Origin of the sequence: Shewanella sp. SP1S1-7, from assembly GCF_031932105.1 — a bacterium.
Classification (GTDB): domain Bacteria; phylum Pseudomonadota; class Gammaproteobacteria; order Enterobacterales; family Shewanellaceae; genus Shewanella; species Shewanella baltica.
Window position 1 is genome coordinate 71,032 of the sequence record NZ_JAUOEU010000009.1, and the last position, 16,701, is coordinate 87,732.

Annotated in this window: 9 protein-coding genes and 4 pseudogenes; 3 read left to right on the forward strand and 10 right to left on the reverse strand. The window is 42.0% G+C overall.

All coding sequences use genetic code 11. The features are described from left to right. From Q4Q49_RS09530 to Q4Q49_RS09545, 4 genes are read right to left on the reverse strand one after another with little or no spacing between them, the layout of a single operon-like run. Window positions 1-405, reverse strand: a complete 405-nt coding sequence (locus Q4Q49_RS09530; protein WP_006081158.1) for a biopolymer transporter ExbD — start codon at window positions 403-405, stop codon at window positions 1-3. A gap of 13 nt (window positions 406-418) precedes the next feature. Beyond that, window positions 419-946, reverse strand: a complete 528-nt coding sequence (locus Q4Q49_RS09535) for a MotA/TolQ/ExbB proton channel family protein (protein WP_006087405.1) — start codon at window positions 944-946, stop codon at window positions 419-421. Then, window positions 946-2,301, reverse strand: a complete 1,356-nt coding sequence (locus Q4Q49_RS09540; RefSeq protein ID WP_006087404.1) for a MotA/TolQ/ExbB proton channel family protein — start codon at window positions 2,299-2,301, stop codon at window positions 946-948. The genes Q4Q49_RS09535 and Q4Q49_RS09540 overlap by 1 nt, the downstream gene beginning before the upstream one ends. Further along, window positions 2,301-3,083 (reverse strand): DUF3450 domain-containing protein, encoded by a 783-nt coding sequence (locus Q4Q49_RS09545; RefSeq protein WP_220592594.1) that lies wholly within the window; start codon window positions 3,081-3,083, stop codon window positions 2,301-2,303. Before Q4Q49_RS09545 ends, Q4Q49_RS09540 begins: the two co-directional genes overlap by 1 nt. A gap of 620 nt (window positions 3,084-3,703) precedes the next feature. On the opposite strand from Q4Q49_RS09545, the pseudogene Q4Q49_RS09550 reads away from it, so the two are divergent. Then, a pseudogene (locus Q4Q49_RS09550) lies at window positions 3,704-4,212 on the forward strand (IS982 family transposase); the annotation flags it as partial. Window positions 4,213-4,220: 8 nt separating this feature from the next. On the opposite strand, the pseudogene Q4Q49_RS09555 reads toward Q4Q49_RS09550, so the two are convergent. Continuing rightward, window positions 4,221-5,386 (reverse strand): annotated as a pseudogene (locus Q4Q49_RS09555) (IS3 family transposase). A gap of 68 nt (window positions 5,387-5,454) precedes the next feature. Here Q4Q49_RS09555 and Q4Q49_RS09560 point away from each other — a divergent pair. Further along, window positions 5,455-5,768, forward strand: a pseudogene (locus tag Q4Q49_RS09560) (integrase core domain-containing protein); the annotation flags it as partial. Window positions 5,769-5,815: 47 nt separating this feature from the next. Here the strand turns inward: Q4Q49_RS09560 and Q4Q49_RS09565 are convergent. The 5 genes and pseudogenes from Q4Q49_RS09565 to Q4Q49_RS09590 form a co-directional block, all read right to left on the reverse strand. Beyond that, window positions 5,816-6,016, reverse strand: a pseudogene (locus Q4Q49_RS09565) (IS4 family transposase); the annotation flags it as partial. Window positions 6,017-6,316: 300 nt separating this feature from the next. Further along, a complete protein-coding gene (locus Q4Q49_RS09575; RefSeq protein ID WP_311991200.1) occupies window positions 6,317-7,282 on the reverse strand; it encodes a class I SAM-dependent methyltransferase in 966 nt (321 codons plus the stop codon). A 283-nt stretch (window positions 7,283-7,565) separates the two neighbouring features. After that, window positions 7,566-10,196: a TonB-dependent receptor gene (locus tag Q4Q49_RS09580; RefSeq protein WP_311991201.1), complete on the reverse strand. Its 2,631-nt coding sequence runs from the start codon at window positions 10,194-10,196 to the stop codon at window positions 7,566-7,568. 446 nt (window positions 10,197-10,642) lie between these two features. Continuing rightward, window positions 10,643-11,851 (reverse strand): porin, encoded by a 1,209-nt coding sequence (locus Q4Q49_RS09585; protein ID WP_311999219.1) that lies wholly within the window; start codon window positions 11,849-11,851, stop codon window positions 10,643-10,645. 223 nt (window positions 11,852-12,074) lie between these two features. Continuing rightward, window positions 12,075-14,504: a DNA polymerase II gene (locus Q4Q49_RS09590; protein WP_311999221.1), complete on the reverse strand. Its 2,430-nt coding sequence runs from the start codon at window positions 14,502-14,504 to the stop codon at window positions 12,075-12,077. A 120-nt stretch (window positions 14,505-14,624) separates the two neighbouring features. On the opposite strand from Q4Q49_RS09590, the gene dinG reads away from it, so the two are divergent. Further along, a complete protein-coding gene (dinG, locus tag Q4Q49_RS09595) occupies window positions 14,625-16,697 on the forward strand; it encodes an ATP-dependent DNA helicase DinG (RefSeq protein ID WP_006081149.1) in 2,073 nt (690 codons plus the stop codon). Window positions 16,698-16,701: the final 4 nt, after the last annotated feature.

The window sequence follows — 16,701 nt, forward strand, 5'->3', positions numbered from 1 at the left end:
TTAATCGTTCCCCGCAGATACCGAAATTTTATCTATACCAGCTGCTTTCACTTGGTCTAGAACTTTAACAACTAAGCCGTGCATTGCGTCTTTATCAGCCTGAATCAATACAGCTGCTTCAGGAGCTTCAGCCAGCATACGCTCAACGTTTGCTGTTACACGTTCGATATCAACCTGACGGTTTTCCATCATGATCACGCCTGTTTTACTGACGCCGATAAAGATGTTAGCCGAAGGCTTTGAAGTCGCTTGTGAAGCTTTTGGTTTGTTGTAGTCCAAACCAGATGGTTTCACGAATGACGTTGTTACAATGAAGAAGATTAGCATGATGAACACGATGTCGAGCATCGGTGTCATATCAATTTGCGCTTCCTCATCTATACTGGAATGCTTTTTACGTGCCATGTTCAATCTCTCTCTAGTGGTGCGGCATGCTGTCTTTTAGCTTTTCTAAACTGATTTTCATTTTGGCATCGAGGCGAGTACTGAAGAATACTCCCGATAATGCTGCAACCATACCTGCCATCGTAGGCATAGTCGCCATTGAAATACCAGCCGCCATCAAACGAGCATTACTCGTCCCCTGAACTGCCATCACATCGAACACTGAAATCATACCTGTTACGGTACCTAACAAACCTATCATTGGACAAATTGCCACTAAGGTTTTAATAATCAGCATACGTGCATTCAAATCTTGCTTCGCTTGGGACATCCAAGCTTCACGGATGCGGTGTGCATACCAAGAGGTCGTTTCCTCTCTTGCGTCCCATGCAGCTATGATTGCTTTATGTTGCTTTGGTGATATCCAATTAAGATACCAATAACGCTCAAGCATCAATACCCACATTAAGAACAGAACACCCGCTACAAGCCAGAGGACGTCGCCTCCGGAGGCCATGAAGCCCCTGACGGAATCCCAAATGTCCATCAGGTATAGCGTCATTAGTCAGCCCTCTTCTCAGCATGTGCTGCGATAATACCAGCGCTTTGCTCTTCAAGGATCTGAACGATTGACTTACTACGGGCAACAACCACTGCATGCATTAACATTAACGGCAGAGCAGCAACCAGACCTTGAACTGTAGTGATAAGCGCCATAGAAATACCGCCAGCCATCAGTTTTGGATCGCCAGTACCAAATAATTGGATACTTTGGAAGGTTGCAATCATACCCGTCACTGTACCTAACAGACCCATCATAGGTGCGATAGCGGCCAATACTTTGATGATTGAAATACGCGCTTCCAATGCTGGAGTTTCTTTAAGAATCGCTTCATCCAATTTCAACTCTAACGTTTCAACATCAACGTCTTTGTTTTCTTGGTAAACTTTCAAGATACGACCTAAAGCGTTATTGCCAGGCTTATCGACGTTCTTACGTTGGCTATTCACGCGAGCACCAATAATCGTCATAGTGACAAGGCGTTCGATAGAGATTAATAAACCAAGTGCCAACAGAGCAATAATGATGTAACCGATAGTACCACCAGCTTCTAAACGATCTTCAAAGCTAGCTTTGTTGGTGAAGATGTTTAGCAGCACGCCGCGTGCAGGATCAACATAGAATGGCGCAGTACCCGAAGTGATTTTTTCCCAGTCAGCAACAGCGCTAACTTGGTAACCTTCTGGTTGTTGAGATAACTGCTGAATTAAACCTAACTCAGGGTTATAAACAACGTACTTGCCATCAGCAGTTAAGTTGTAAGCACCAACACGATGGATAGTCGTTGTTTTAACGCTACCGTCGATTCCAGTAACTGAACCTTCAAACTTAACAACCTTGCCAGACTCAGCCATTTCAAACAGCTGTTCTTGCCAAAATTGCTCTAGCTCTTCAATTTTAGGTAATTGTTTACGTGCACCTAAATCAGCGATGAATTTATCACGATTTGGGTATTGAGCACTGATGTTTGAGCTTGCCAGTTTACCAGCGAAATCACCGGCTTCACCTTTAACAACACCAAACATCTCACCCAAGTCACCTTGAGCAGTTTTCAGATCTTCTTCTAACTGAGCAATTTTACGCTCGTTATCTAAGAACGCTTGGTTTAAATCTTTGCCGCGTTGTTTTTCAGCCGCTAAAGCATCTTTCTCGCGCTTTAACAGTGCAGCTTTATCACCACGTTCAGCTTGGAATTCTTGCTCACGTTTACTGTTGATTTTGCCTTCTGCAGCACGTTCAACTTTAACTTGTTGCAATAATTGGTCAATCGACTTAGGCGCATCTGCAGCGCTAGCCATACCAGCAGTTAAAGAGAAACTTGCAGCCAACACAGCTGTAGTAATTAACTTCTTCATTATTGTGCAGTCTCCGCAGCAGGAATTGGTAACGCAAATAGATCTAGAGCACCTTGTTTACGGGCAATGCGGATACCTTTAGTCAGTTCACGCAAATAGCTGTCATCTAACTTATCCCAACCCTTAGATTCTGGGTTGTACATCCAGCCAGTCTTTTGATCTAAACTCTGTGCATAAAGAGCAACACGACCTAAGTTAAAGAAGTCAACCAACACTTCTTTACCATCTAGGTTTAACTTACCTTGGTTAACAGCAACCGCGCTACCATATTCACGCTCGATGCTATAAGCATCAAGGATTAAACGGTATTTTTCGGCTAAAGTCACTTCAGCAGTATTAAGAAGGTTTTTCAGCTCATTAACACGATTAGTACGTACTTCAGAGTTGAAAGGTAAATCTAATTGAACGAATTGTTCTAATGATTCAACCATTTTAAACATTAATGGCACAACACCTTGGCGAAGTTTATCAACACCATTAATGTCGCTTTGTACTGAATCCATTGTCTTTTGTTGATCAGCAACTAAGCTGGCAACGTAATCGTTATATGATTTCAGTGATTCACGCTCATCCGCGACAGAACCATACTCAAAAAGCATGTCTTGTGCTTGATCGAAATACTTATCAACATTCTTTTGCGACGCTGCAGCATCAGCATGGATCATACTATCCGCTTTCTGCACGTCGGTAAGAGGATCTGCAACCACGAAGTTGCTGCTCGCTAATGCCAGCACGCCAACAAGTGCAGTAGCGATTTTTGTTCTATTGCTTACCTTGGACATAGTTCCCAACCAATTTGAAGTGAATAAAAAGGTTTAACTTACCAGCAACAAAACGAGAAGCAAAAAATGCTCGCCGAAAAAATTACTGTAAGTTCGTCTTTCTCTTGTGATTCTTAGTTTTTTCTTCCCTTTCCTACGCCCTTACAGGCATAGACCCGCTGGCATCATTTCACAAAATGTTGACCTGTGTCAACATTTCGGCCGACTAAAAACTAGTGTAAAGAGGCGCTATGAATAAAAAATTTTACGAAAGGTGTTTTTTTAAACAAAATATCACCGAAAAAGTTAATTTAATTGAGAAGCCAAAATAAAATATCGATAAAAAACATTAAATTTCATAATCTTGAGATAAATCACCTTTGATCCAACTGATTTTATTAATTAACATTTTTCAACATGAAACGAACTCAAGCAGGTCATCTTTACTTGCTTATTGACTTTGGGATAGAGGATTTTGCAGAGGATGTAGAGCACGGATTCATTAATCAAGGCAACCTTTATGTAGCTGTAACCAAGGATAGCTTCTCTAACCTGAACTCTGGATAAGAAAATTTGAACTAATAGCCCTCCAAGTGTTCGGGTCTTTCGACCAAGAGAAACCCGATCACACCGGAGGGCCTATGCATAAATTAGTGGAAGTGTTTTGCGATGTCGATGATTTTTGCGCTGTTTCATTCCAGAATGGGAAAAAACGCTGTTAACCGATGGTACACGTAAGCGCCAACGTGCTGGCCGTATGACGATGAGCGAAGTGATGACCATCATCATACTTTTTCAGATGTCCCACCACCGTGATTTCAAGAACTTCTACATCGGTTATCTGGCTCATTTCTACAAATCCGCTTTTCCTCATTTACTCAGCTATACCCGCTTTCTTGAGATGATGCCCAAGGCTTTAGTCCCGCTTTGCAGCTACTTTGCCAGCCTCAAGAGTAACCCCACTGGCATCGAATTTGTTGATTCAACTAGCATCAAAGTGTGTCATAACCTGCGTATTCATCGCCATAAAACCTTGGCGGGACTGGCGTGCAGAGGTAAAGGTACTATGGGGTGGTTCTATGGCTTTAAGCTGCATTTGATTGTGAATCATCAAGGTGGAATAGTGGCGGCCAAAGTGACCCCTGCGAATTGTACTGGTCAACCCAAACTGGACACTTTTACTTGAGAATTTTCAAACTCTACAGGTGACAGATCGTCATTAACAGAATGCAGCCGCTCCAAGTTGTAATATTTCATGTAAGCAGTCACATCTTGCTTCATAAACTCCCTTGTTGGTTGATTAACTTTAAAAATCCAATCGTGTTTCAAGCTACCAAAGAAACGCTCAACAACGGCATTATCCCAACACGCCCCCACATCACCCATGCTGGCTCGGATACCATAGCTCGATAGCAGCCTACCGAATTGCTTACTGCCTCGGTCACTGTGGAATACCAGCCCTCGCGCTGGTTGTCGCAGGTTGTAGGCTTTTATTAATGCCTTAGATATCAAATCTGTGGTCATGCGTTTATTTATGTGCCATCCCACAATCCGGCGCGAATATAAATCCATCACCACAGCTAAGTACATCCAGTCTTCACCCGTCTTTAAATAGGTCACGTCACTCGCCCAGACCTGATTAGCCGATACTGGATTAAAGTTCATGTTTAACATGTTATCTGCCACTGCATCTGAGTGTTTCCGCTGCGTAGTCACCTTGTAAGCACCTCGCTGGGTTGCTTTGAATCGAAGGCGGTGCATAATTTTACGAACGAGATAGCGACCAAGCTGGTAGCCTTCCTTGCGCAATTTTTTCACCATTTCACTATTCCCTAAGCTGCCTCGACTTTGCTTAAATAACTGTCGAACAAGGCGATAAAGCTTCAGTGTTTCAAGGCTTATCACGTTTGCAGGGCGTTTATGCCAATCGTAATAGCCTGATTTACTTACACTCATTACTCGACATAACAGTGCTACGGGAAACAGGTTGGATTGCCGTTTGATGAAACGAAATTTTACTTCATTTCTTTCGCAAAGAAGGCGCTGGCCTCGGTGTGCCCCTTGGGTATTTTTAGAATTTCTTTCTCCATTCGTAATCCTTTGTTTTCTTTACGTAATCGTTTTAGCTCATCACGCTCAGACTCTTCTAAGGTGACACCTTGTTTCAGGGCTTGGTGTTTTTCCTTCCAGTTGTAAAGCAGGCTCGTGCTAACTCCAAGATAGTTTGCCGCATCGGCAACGCTATAACCTTGCTCTAGCACCATCAAGACAGCTTCATCTTTAAATGCCTGGGGATAACTCTTATGTGATTTCTTCAGACTCATATAGACCTCTTAATTTATTGACCATACTGTCTCAAAATTAAGTGTCCGATGGAATTAGACCAGAACACTTTGAATCTCGTGGGAAGCAAAAAACTTGATATTTCAATCAGATAAAGGCTGCCATCATACCAGCCTGAAATACCATCAGCGGCTGTGGAAATATCAAATCAGCCAGAGCATGAGCCGTCGCGGTAACTGCTGGGATAATGCGCCAATGGAACGGTTTTTCAGAAGTTTAAAAACGTAATGGCTCCCGATACAAGGCTACAAGAGTTTTAGCGAAGCTAAACAAGATGTGACCGATTACATCATTGGTTATTACTGTAAAGTCAGGCCACATCATTACAATGCAGGATTGAGCCCAAATGAATCAGAGCGATGATTTTGGGAAGATTCTAAAGCTGTGGCCAAATTTAGTTGACCAGAACAATTTCCGAGCAGTCGATCAATACGCTTGATATTATGTTTGGGGGCAACGTTACCAGTTATGTTCCGTCCTAACTGGTTTAACGAGAGTTGATTGCCATCGAGTAAAAACTCAGTAGCAAACATCAGAGAATTAAGGCGTTTTTGGTGTATTTGAGGGCATTGTTTTTTGAATAAATCGTGTAATATGTCGATATCATGCATGATGCTGGATCTAGTAGGTTTTTGGCGAAATTGATTAGATAAAACAGCATCATGCATGTCTACTTATTTGAATCCCATAGAATTTATCTGGGAATTCGCTAGAGCTAAACGTTCAGGTAAATCTCGCCAAAGGCAGCCAACACGAAGTCGATAAAGGCTCCCCTCCATAGTATTATGCTCACGCTTGTTATAAACTCTATCTTCAATCAGAATAGATTTTGGCGAAGTAAATTATACGAGATTGCCTTCTTCGTATAAAATTCGAACAAAGATCAACGGACCTTACTAAAAATATAAAATTCAATGAGAATCTTTTGAGAAGAAAACATACCAAGCCAATATATCTCCAGTATTGTTAACGACTTCCTCTACGGAGAATGTTGTGACAGCACTTTGATTTAAAATCTCCCTAAAGGTATCAATGCACTCGAAACTCATTGAAGCCTCAACTAACTCTGTTAATCTCTGCCTATATACTGTGATTTGTTTACTTACAAACGCAAGATATTCTAATTTTTTTTCAATAGACCAAAATAAACCGTTCCTAAAAAAAACATTAACATAACTCAAGATACCAGTTTCACTGAGCGATATCTCATCATAAGCTGCCAATTTAGAAAGTAGAGCATTTATTTCTATACGACTCTTTTCGCATATAGCGCAAGATCTTATTCTAATTAAGTCTTGCCTATTTATCATCTCCCCCATGTCATGAGCCATCACCTTCAAAAGAAACACTAACCTTTCAATTTCAGGATATTGCAAAAAAGAAAGTAGTTTACTATTGTAACGAATAACAACTGACTTTTGATGATGTATAACAGCATGAAATGTCCCCTGGTCTCTCAACACCCGTAAAACCTCAGGTACTGAAATAACCAAATCTGAGTACTCAATTCCAAACTGAGATATGACCGTATCGAATTCAAAATCTGAAAATGGCAAAGATTCTGCTGATGTATTACCCAGCAACTCAATAACCACATTTTTATTTATATGTGAGTTTACAAGAGGGACTAGGTTTATATCAGCATAATCCACCCCTTTCACATTCCCCTCAACACTTAATTTACTAAAATAATCTTGAATTAAAAGTGGTAAAGCCCCATTACCTGTTGCAACATCAAGTACTTTAAATCCCATTGGAAATTGACTAAAAATATTTGACCATATATCTTTCAATTGACCAGTATAATTCTTTTCATAATCGGAACCAAAAGATGTAATGTGTCCTTGTTTCCAATACTCACTCCAATGACCCGTCATCCCCCCCCCTTTATAAAGATTATCATAAAATTATAGTACAACAACGAAAAGATGGCTCATTCATTTATTTATTTATTTATTCATAAAATTAAACGCATATCTTACACTTTTGAAACCACAAAATTTAATAGTTAGCACCCGTAATTGAACTCTTTAAATTTACAATAGCTTATTTGAAGAATAAGTTAATTCATAATTTATTTTATCGATACTACAGACAGCTGTTTTCAATAATTAAAAAGCCAGTTTTAAAAACTGGCTTTTTTATTAAAACCAAATAAACTTAGAATTTAATTGTGTAGCTGGCACGATATTCACGACCATAGTTGTTGTATAGGTCTGCGTTATCATAAACACCTTCATTGAGAATTGGATCTTCATCAGTTAGATTATTAACCATTAAAGTAACTGAGCCAAAATCTCCAGCATTATATGTATAGCTAAGATTATGTATTAACCACGAGTCAAGATCGCCCTCTGGTACCAACACTAATCCTGCAGCATCAATAGCTTTGTCTTTAGCATAAGTACCAGCAGTATAATTCATATTCCAAGCAAATGTATGATCAGAAATTTTATAAGTTGTCGTGATCACGCCCTTATAATCTGGCTGACCTTCCCAACCAGCAGTATTTTGTGCATTAGCACCACCAATTTGTTCTGAAGTGTAATCCAGAACAAATGAGTTATTCCAATTTATTGAAAATTCACCGATTTGAGTTTCAACATTTCCAGTTAAAACTAGATCAATACCTTCAATTTTTAACTTATCACCATTGGCATAACCTGTTCCAACTTTGAGTGCTTTACCTAAAGTACCATCAGTAGTAGGTGCTCGCTCAACATAAAACGTATCATCAGGGGTCAATTGGCCATTTGCTATACCACGCATTACATTTGTAACACTTCGCTGCGCAATTGCATTATCAATATTTAAATTAAAATAATCTAACTTAACAGAAAATTGCTCTATTACATCCCAAGCTATACCAAAATTAATATATTGAGAAGTTTCAGCATCCAATTTATCATTCGATGATATATATGTATCAAACTGTTTTGTAGGGCAAGAAGCTGATGTATTCGAAACACAGAATGGATAATCTTTTCCGCTTTCAGCACTAAAAGTATCTGCCGCATTTAATTGATCTAACCTAGGAGCTCTAAATGCTTCAGAATAAGAAGCTCTAACTACTAAGTTATCTAATGCTTGCCATCTTACCGATGCTTTTGGAGATAAATTACTACCAAAATCACTATATTTATCATAACGTGCAGCTAAGTTAACTTCAACACTATCAACTACTGGTAACGCAGCTTCATAGAATGTAGCAAAAACTTGACGATCACCACTCGATGAGTTTCCAGCACTGCCACCGATTAAACCGGCTTCAGACTGAGCGTCATATACCTCAGAGAAATCTTGAGTAAAATATTCCATTCCAAAATAATGTGCAATCGCTCCGCCAGGCAGTTCAAATGCATCAAAACCTATCCCCCCATTATACTGATGAAATTCTGCACGACTTTGAGTCAGAGTCGTCGCTTTCATGTTTGCAATTCCTTCCTCAGAGCCTAAATCAATTCCATTGGCTATATTATGAGCTAAACCAGCATAACTTAGATAGTACTCACCAATACTTTTATTGTCAGCTTTATTATAGTGATAGTAAAACTCCCAAGAAGCATCATTTAATGATGACAAAGTACCACGTAAACCAGTTAAGTAATCTTGATTATAGTCATCAACATTACCATCACGAGTTCCAATCCCTACCCAACGCCAATAACCAGTTGTTTCCTCACCATATGGATTATTAGGATTATCTGCAGACATCTTATTCCATGCAGCAGCGGGTGGTGCATAGCGACCAAATGAATTATTTTGGGTAAACATTGTACGGCCAAACCACTCTACGTTTTCAGAAACCTCATAATTTGCATCAACGTATACAGTATTACGGTCTATTGATGCTTTATTATATGAAACGTTTGCAAACGCGTACATACAGTAGGTAGAACCTGGCCCCCAATCATCATCTGCAGCAACTTTCTTAAATACATCAGATCCATATTGAGCTGCAAGATCATCACACAATGGCGATGCTTGAGCTTCTGAAAAATCAGGTGATGCAACAGTTGCACCATAGATACTCCAACCTATGGTATCTGTATAAGCTTGAATTATTCCGTCACCATTATTATCAGTCATACTTGCAGCGGTATATGGACGGTCACCATCTGAAATACCTTTGCGGTCTTGATGGTCAAAAGCGAACGTTATGTTACCTTTATCCATCTGATAACCAGCGACAACAGAAAATTCTTTGCTAGTTTGGCCACCATCAGCCTCACGAGAACCACTTCCTACATTGAACTCAATACCTTGGTAGTTCTTCTTCATAATGATATTAACTACACCAGCTATAGCATCAGAGCCATAAGTAGAAGAAGCACCATCAGTTAAAATTTCAATACGCTCAACAGCAGCCATTGGTATTGCGTTTAAATTTGCGGAACCACCGCCTAAAGTAGGAGAACCAGGAAAACGTTTACCATCAATCAGAACGAGAGTTCGATCCGATCCTGCACCACGCAAATCTATAGTTGCTTGAGATTGAGCTGAACTACCAGATCTTTCAGAGAAAGAACCGAAAGTATTCAAATTACTGTTGCGCAAAGCATCTGCAACAGTAAGGTTTCCTTCCATTTTCATATCTTCTGATGAAATGGTTGTTACAGGCGATGCACCTTCTAAATCACTACGTTTAATACGTGAACCTGTAACCTCAATACGCTCAACTTTTGCTCCATCCTCAGCAGCCAAAACTGTAGGAGCATTTAATGTCGCAGCCGCTAAACCGCCAAGCAGAGCGTAACGCACTGAATTAGATAATAAATTGTTCTTGTACATTGTCTATCTCCCTTGATAAATCATGTTTTTCTTATATTTTGCATCTACATTTATGTATAGATAACGTAAATTGCTTTACTGCAACCTTGGTTGCCAATACGTCAACTTCAAGAGCAATAAAATCACATATAAAACACTAAATCAACAAATAACAAACAAATGACACATTATTACTCTAATAAAGATTCATTAGGATGAGAGAGTGGTGATTATTTATACAGAAAGTGATTATAGGAATGGAGATGGCACAACTAAGATCAGAATTGACGTGAGTTTGATTGTAATGAGAGAAAATGCTAAAACTTAAACCATTCAAGACCATATCATTGATTTTAAATACCTTTGCTAATGAATAAGCCCAAAGTTTTACACTTTGGGCTTTGAAGCAACACTTACAACTGGCACAATTCTAAACACTTAAACTTTTGTAATATACAAGGAAGAACTTAAAGTGTGTAACGGATACCGATTGCTACGCCATCAGATTCAGAAAGTGCCATTCTAGCTTCTTGGTCTTTATCTGAACTAGTGAAATCGCTGTAATCTTTACGGGCTTCTATGTACAGAACTGTATTTGGGTCCCATACAAAGTGTAAACCGACAACTAAGAACTGACGTTTGAATTCATCGTTAGGATCGGCATTGAAGTTAGGCTGGATAACATAGTCTTTACCCGCATCAAGCACGTTGTAAGAAATGAATGGACGCAGGCCATTGTCAAACTTGTAAGAAACTAAACTTTCAATACCATAGGCATCTTTGATCAAACGACCAATGTTGTCAGTATCATGGTTTTCTTGTCTGTTAAAGTTTGCAGCAGCATATAAACCATCGTTATCGAAGTTACCCCAAGTGATACCTGCACCGTAGATAAGATCAACCGCTGTAGTTTGTTCGCCGTTACCAAAACTCACATCAAACTCACCACGGTTAACACCCGCAGTTAAAGTCAGCATATCAGTGGCTTTATAGGTCAGCGCGCCACCATAAGTGTAGTTGTACTCAACTTGTTGAGCTGTACGATCACCACTGCTCCATAACTCTTCACAAGCTTGTTGAGTAATATCTTCTGAATCACAAGTATAGAAGCTGCTGTTTTTCAACTGCGCTTGAACTGCGAAGCTAACATCGCCAAAGGCGTTGCGATACTGGACCGTTTTATCACCACGACCCACGCCGTTTACCGCGCCGTCATCTTTGTTATAAGTGTAAACACCTGCAGTGTTGCCGTCCCACACAAAACCGTAGTTAGTGTTGTAAACGACATCGTACCAAGCACCCCACTGCTTACCGATAGTTAGTGTTCCATAAGTGTCATGGGACAGACCTGCGTAACCTAAACGGTTATAGAAGAACTCTTCTTGAACAGATTCGAAGCGATTGTTATAGACGATATCGCTGCTACCAACGGGGTTTACGCCCCACTCTAATTTAGCAAAGGCTTTCCAACCGTCAGTCAACTCACGATTAAAACCAAAATTAATGCGAGATGCACCGTTAACAACCTCAGTTTCCCCTTGAGTGTTGATCACGCGTGCATCAATAAAACCACCGATTTCTACGGCATTTTTATTATCTTTATAGATCTCGATAGCCGAGACTGATGGTACTAAAAAAATTGCTGCAAGCGCAGTTGCTACTAACGTCTTGTTCATTTGGTGCTTAACCTTTTTTTGTTTATGTTCTGCCAACGTCATTCCGTTGTTATATTTCCTTACAATTTCCGCTTAAAGGGTAGCAAATTTTCAATATCCCCTCAAAGCGAAACCTAAAGAATATGTCGATTAACATCACAAAAACAAACCAGTTAACCTCTACAAAACAGGTTAAAACGCTACATTCGCCACCTATCGCAACACATAAGGAACATTAAAAACACTATATTAACAGCAACTGCTTTGACGCAATATCCATGTAGTTTAGTTTCATTATCGAAAATACCGGTTCTGCAATAGGGCCAATTTGCTTATCAATGTAGTATTGGTAATCAATTGGTGACGTTCTGTACAGTAAGGGTTCCGGTCCATTTACAGTAATCAGGTAGTCAATTTGCGCCCCACGCTTGCCAAAAGAGACATCACCTGTTATGCCGCATAGTTGCTGGGCGACTTTAACATGTGGTGAAGATTTAGCTGTGTAATCTTCAATATTGCGCCGCATGCGTTTACGAAATACCAAATCATTATCCAACTGACCATCAAGCAGTTTTTCAAACACGCTGGCTAAATAAACACTGATATCCCTTTGGTTAAACATTCGCTCATAGAGTGACTCTTGGACTTTGCGCGCTAAGGGGCTCCAATCACTACGCACTTGTTCCATCCCTTTAAAGGTGAGCTCAAGTTCATCGCTCGCATTGCGCCACGCGCCAACATAACGTTTTTTACTGCCTTCTAATGAACCTCTTAAGGTTGGCATAAAGAACTGCTCGTAATGCCGCTCAAACTGTAACTCGAGAAAACTCTCAACTTGGTGATCAGCACAGATCTTAGCCTGCCACTTAGCATTGATATCCTGCGCCAGAGTGTTACCTAAGGCGTTAATGTCTGATAGATCAGGCTCGCTGCCAAGCCACACAAAGGTCGAATCCGTATCGCCGTAAATCACTTGATAGCCCATCTCTTCTATCCATGCGCGGGTTTGTTTCATGATTTGATGGCCGCGCATCGTGATCGAACTTGCCAACTTGGCATCATGGAACACGCAGCCTTGAGAGCCTAAAACCCCATACAGCGAGTTCATGATAATTTTTATCGCTTGGGATAACGGCGCATTGTGCTCACGCTTAGCCTTTTCGCGCTGCTCAGATAAGGTTTGAATTAGCTTAGGTAAAATAGGCTGTTGCCGACTGAAACGGCCACCGAGAAACCCCGCAACACATTCAGACTCGGGCAACTGCAAGCCTTCAATCAATCCCTTAGGGTCGATCAAAAAGGTGCGAATAATGGAGGGATACAGACTTTTAAAATCGAACACTAAGATGTGTTTATAAAGACCCGGCACAGAATCCATCACGTAACCACCAGGACTTTCAACGCCCTGACTCACAGGCTCTGCAGGAGCGACATATCCCGCGCGATGTAGATGCGGTAAATACAAATGATTAAACGCCGCCACTGAGGCCCCTACACGTCCCAGTTCTAAACCTGTCAGTTCAGCACGCGCGAGGGCAAAATCCCACAATTGAGTGTGAGTAAAAATATCCCATACTAGGCGGCTATCGGTAAGATTATAATGCGCTAAGGCTTGTTTATCGGTCTTAAACAGCTGGTCAATTTCTTCAACGCGATTATCGACGTTATGAATGGCCTTGCCTTCACCTAATAGTTGCCGCGACACAAATTCCAACGAGAAACGCTCAAAGTGGTAAAAAGCGGCTTTAAGCCAATCGATACCATCGAGTACCACACGGCCCGGTAAGACTAAGGTTTCTGGGCGAAACTTATTGTCAACTTTCCAATCGAGCTTAGCGCCACCGCGGCCAATAGTGAGCGGAATCCGGTGTAATAATGCACGGCGTGACAACAGCGCGAGATCGAAACTCACCACTGACCAACCGATAATAAAGTCAGGATCAAACTCATGGAACCACGCAATTAATCGATGGATCAGCGCCGCTTCATCGGCCACCCATTCAATATATTCGGGGGAGTTTGATTCAGCTTCGCCCACCATAATCACTTTTTCATAAGTCTGCTTGAGGCTGCCTTGCCCCACGTCTCGGCCACTGTCTTGACCATATAGCGCGACCGAATAGAGTAAGCCCTCAAAGCTGCATTCAAAATCCAGTGAGATACAGCGTAAATTCACCGCCGTTAAAGGGGCAATACTCTTAGCCCGCTCGGCGATAAACACGGGCAGCGAGTTAGCCTCAAGACTGTCGCTAGTCGGCGCAGAGAAATGCCCTAAAAATGCCACATCCAGCGCCACAAACCGCTCGATTAAATAACGCTGTTCAGGGCGAATATCCGCTTCAAATAAAGGGATATCGGCATCTTTTGCGATGCGCTGTAAGGTACGTAAGCTGTTGCTCGATTTAGCATAAACTCCACTGACGGAGCCGCCTTTAAAGCTTTTGAGCGCTAACGGCACAAACCGCAATGCTTGACCCGGCGTTTGTAACTGTAAAGCCGCCACATCCGTTTGATGACAAAAACAAATGTGTTCAGTGCCTTGCACTTCCACCAGCACAGGACCTTGGGCGGTCGCCAGATAATACTGCAACACTAAACTCCCATGACGATGAATCGCATGGCGTGTTAAGACTCGACCTTGTACACTAACGGCCGTTGTTGCCTCTGGCTTCATCGCATGGGTTCCCAAATCGTATAGCTACTCAATTTAAATGCCGCCAAATGGCAGAAAAGTTTCTTAGGCTATGCAATCACTGTTATTATGTACAGCATTAATTCGATAAAGTAGTGACGCATGTTACCTGACAATGTAAAAACCCAGATCCGCGCCATCTATAAGGATATCGCTACCGCCTTGCCTCATTTTAGGCCGCGCCGCGAACAAAACTATATGGTGGCGGAAATCTCTAAGACCCTCGCCGGCGACTATGACAAAGATAGACGCATCATAGTGGTCGAAGCAGGGACTGGTATCGGTAAATCATTGTCTTATATTCTCGGTACCATTCCACTGGCATTAGCGAGCAAGAAAAAAGTCTGTATCGCCACCGCGACCGTCGCCCTGCAAGAACAATTACTGCATAAAGACTTGCCCTTCTTCCTTGAGCAATCCGGCTTAAATTTCCGCTTTGGCCTAGTCAAAGGTCGACAACGTTATGTGTGTCTATCGAAACTGGCGATGCTCATCGGTGACGACAACAGTACACAAATGGCCATGTGGCAAACTAAGCCTGACAATAGCCAAGTGGCTATGATGCATGGCCTGTTAAAAGACTATAACGAAGGTCGCTGGAACGGTGAAATCGATACCTTAGCCGTGCCGCTGCCCGATCATCTGTGGCAACAAATCGCCTGCGACAAACACAGCTGTCATCGCCAAGTCGCCAGCCACAGAAATTGCCCGTTCCATAAAGCCCGTGAAGATGTCGATACCTGGGACGTGCTCATCGCCAACCACAGCTTGTTATTTGCCGATTTAGAATTAGGTGGCGGCGTGATTTTGCCCGATCCCGAAGACGTGTTTTATGTTATCGATGAGGCACATCACTTACCCATTGTGGCGCGGGATTTCTCCAGCGCACAGGCCACGCTGAGGGGTGCCTGCGACTGGCTCGAAAAAATTGGCAAAACCTGCGCTAAGTTACAAAACCAAATAAAGAGCAACAACATCATTGCCCCCGCGCAGGCGATGCAAGATCACTTAGGCGATCTTATCGCCCAGCTCAATCAAGTGGCCCACTACTGCGATACCCAGACAAAGCACTTTGCTAATCCTGAAAACCGTCTGCGTTTTGAGCACGGCAAACTGCCTGACTCATTACTCATTCTGGCTGAAAACCTTGCAGTGACCTCTAATCTTGCCCTCAAACAGTTTAATAAAATGCTGTCACTGTTGGCAGAGGCGATTAAAGATGGCGACATTCCTAAACATCAATCCGAAGCACTATTAGCCGAAACCGGATTTATGCTGCAAAGGCTCGAGAATCTACAAAAATTGTGGAAGATGATGGCCAAGGAAGATAAACATAAAGGTGCACCTATGGCGCGCTGGGTTGAGCTCATCACAGGTAAACAAGTGGATTATCTGTTTAGCGCCTCACCTATCGAAGTCGGCTTTATGCTGGAATCCATGCTATGGCAGAAAGCCGCGGGCGTAGTTTTATGTAGTGCCACGCTGCGCGCACTCAATAACTTCGACCATTTTGTGCATCAAGTCGGTTTATCACTCAACGATGGCAGCCGTTATTTAGCCTTACAATCGCCCTTCGATTATCCCAATAACGCGACACTTTATTTACCCAAAATGCGCACTGAGCCGACGGACGATGCCTATACGGCTGAACTTGCGGAGCAAATCGTCACTCTGATTGAAGGAGAAATGGCTACCTTAGTGTTATTCGCCTCCTACTGGCAGATGGAAAAAGTGGTTGAATTACTTGAAGGTAAACTCACCACTGAGCTGCTTATTCAAGGCAATGCGCCACGGCAACAGTTGTTAGAGAATCATAAAGCTAAGTGCGATAAAGGCGAACCGAGCATATTATTCGGCACCGGCAGTTTCTCCGAAGGCCTCGACTTACCCGGCGATTATCTGACGAACTTGATCGTCACTAAACTGCCCTTTGCGGTGCCAACCTCGCCCGTTGAGCAAGCCCATGCGGAATATGTCAAAGTCAAAGGCGGCAATCCCTTCTTGCAACTGACTATCCCAGATGCTTCACGTAAGCTTATTCAAAGTTGTGGTAGATTACTGCGTAAAGAGCAAGATTATGGCCGAGTCACCATTTTAGATAGGCGGTTAGTTACTAAACGCTATGGCAAGTCCTTGCTGGACGCCTTACCGCCCTTTAGACGTGTCATAGAGTAGGATT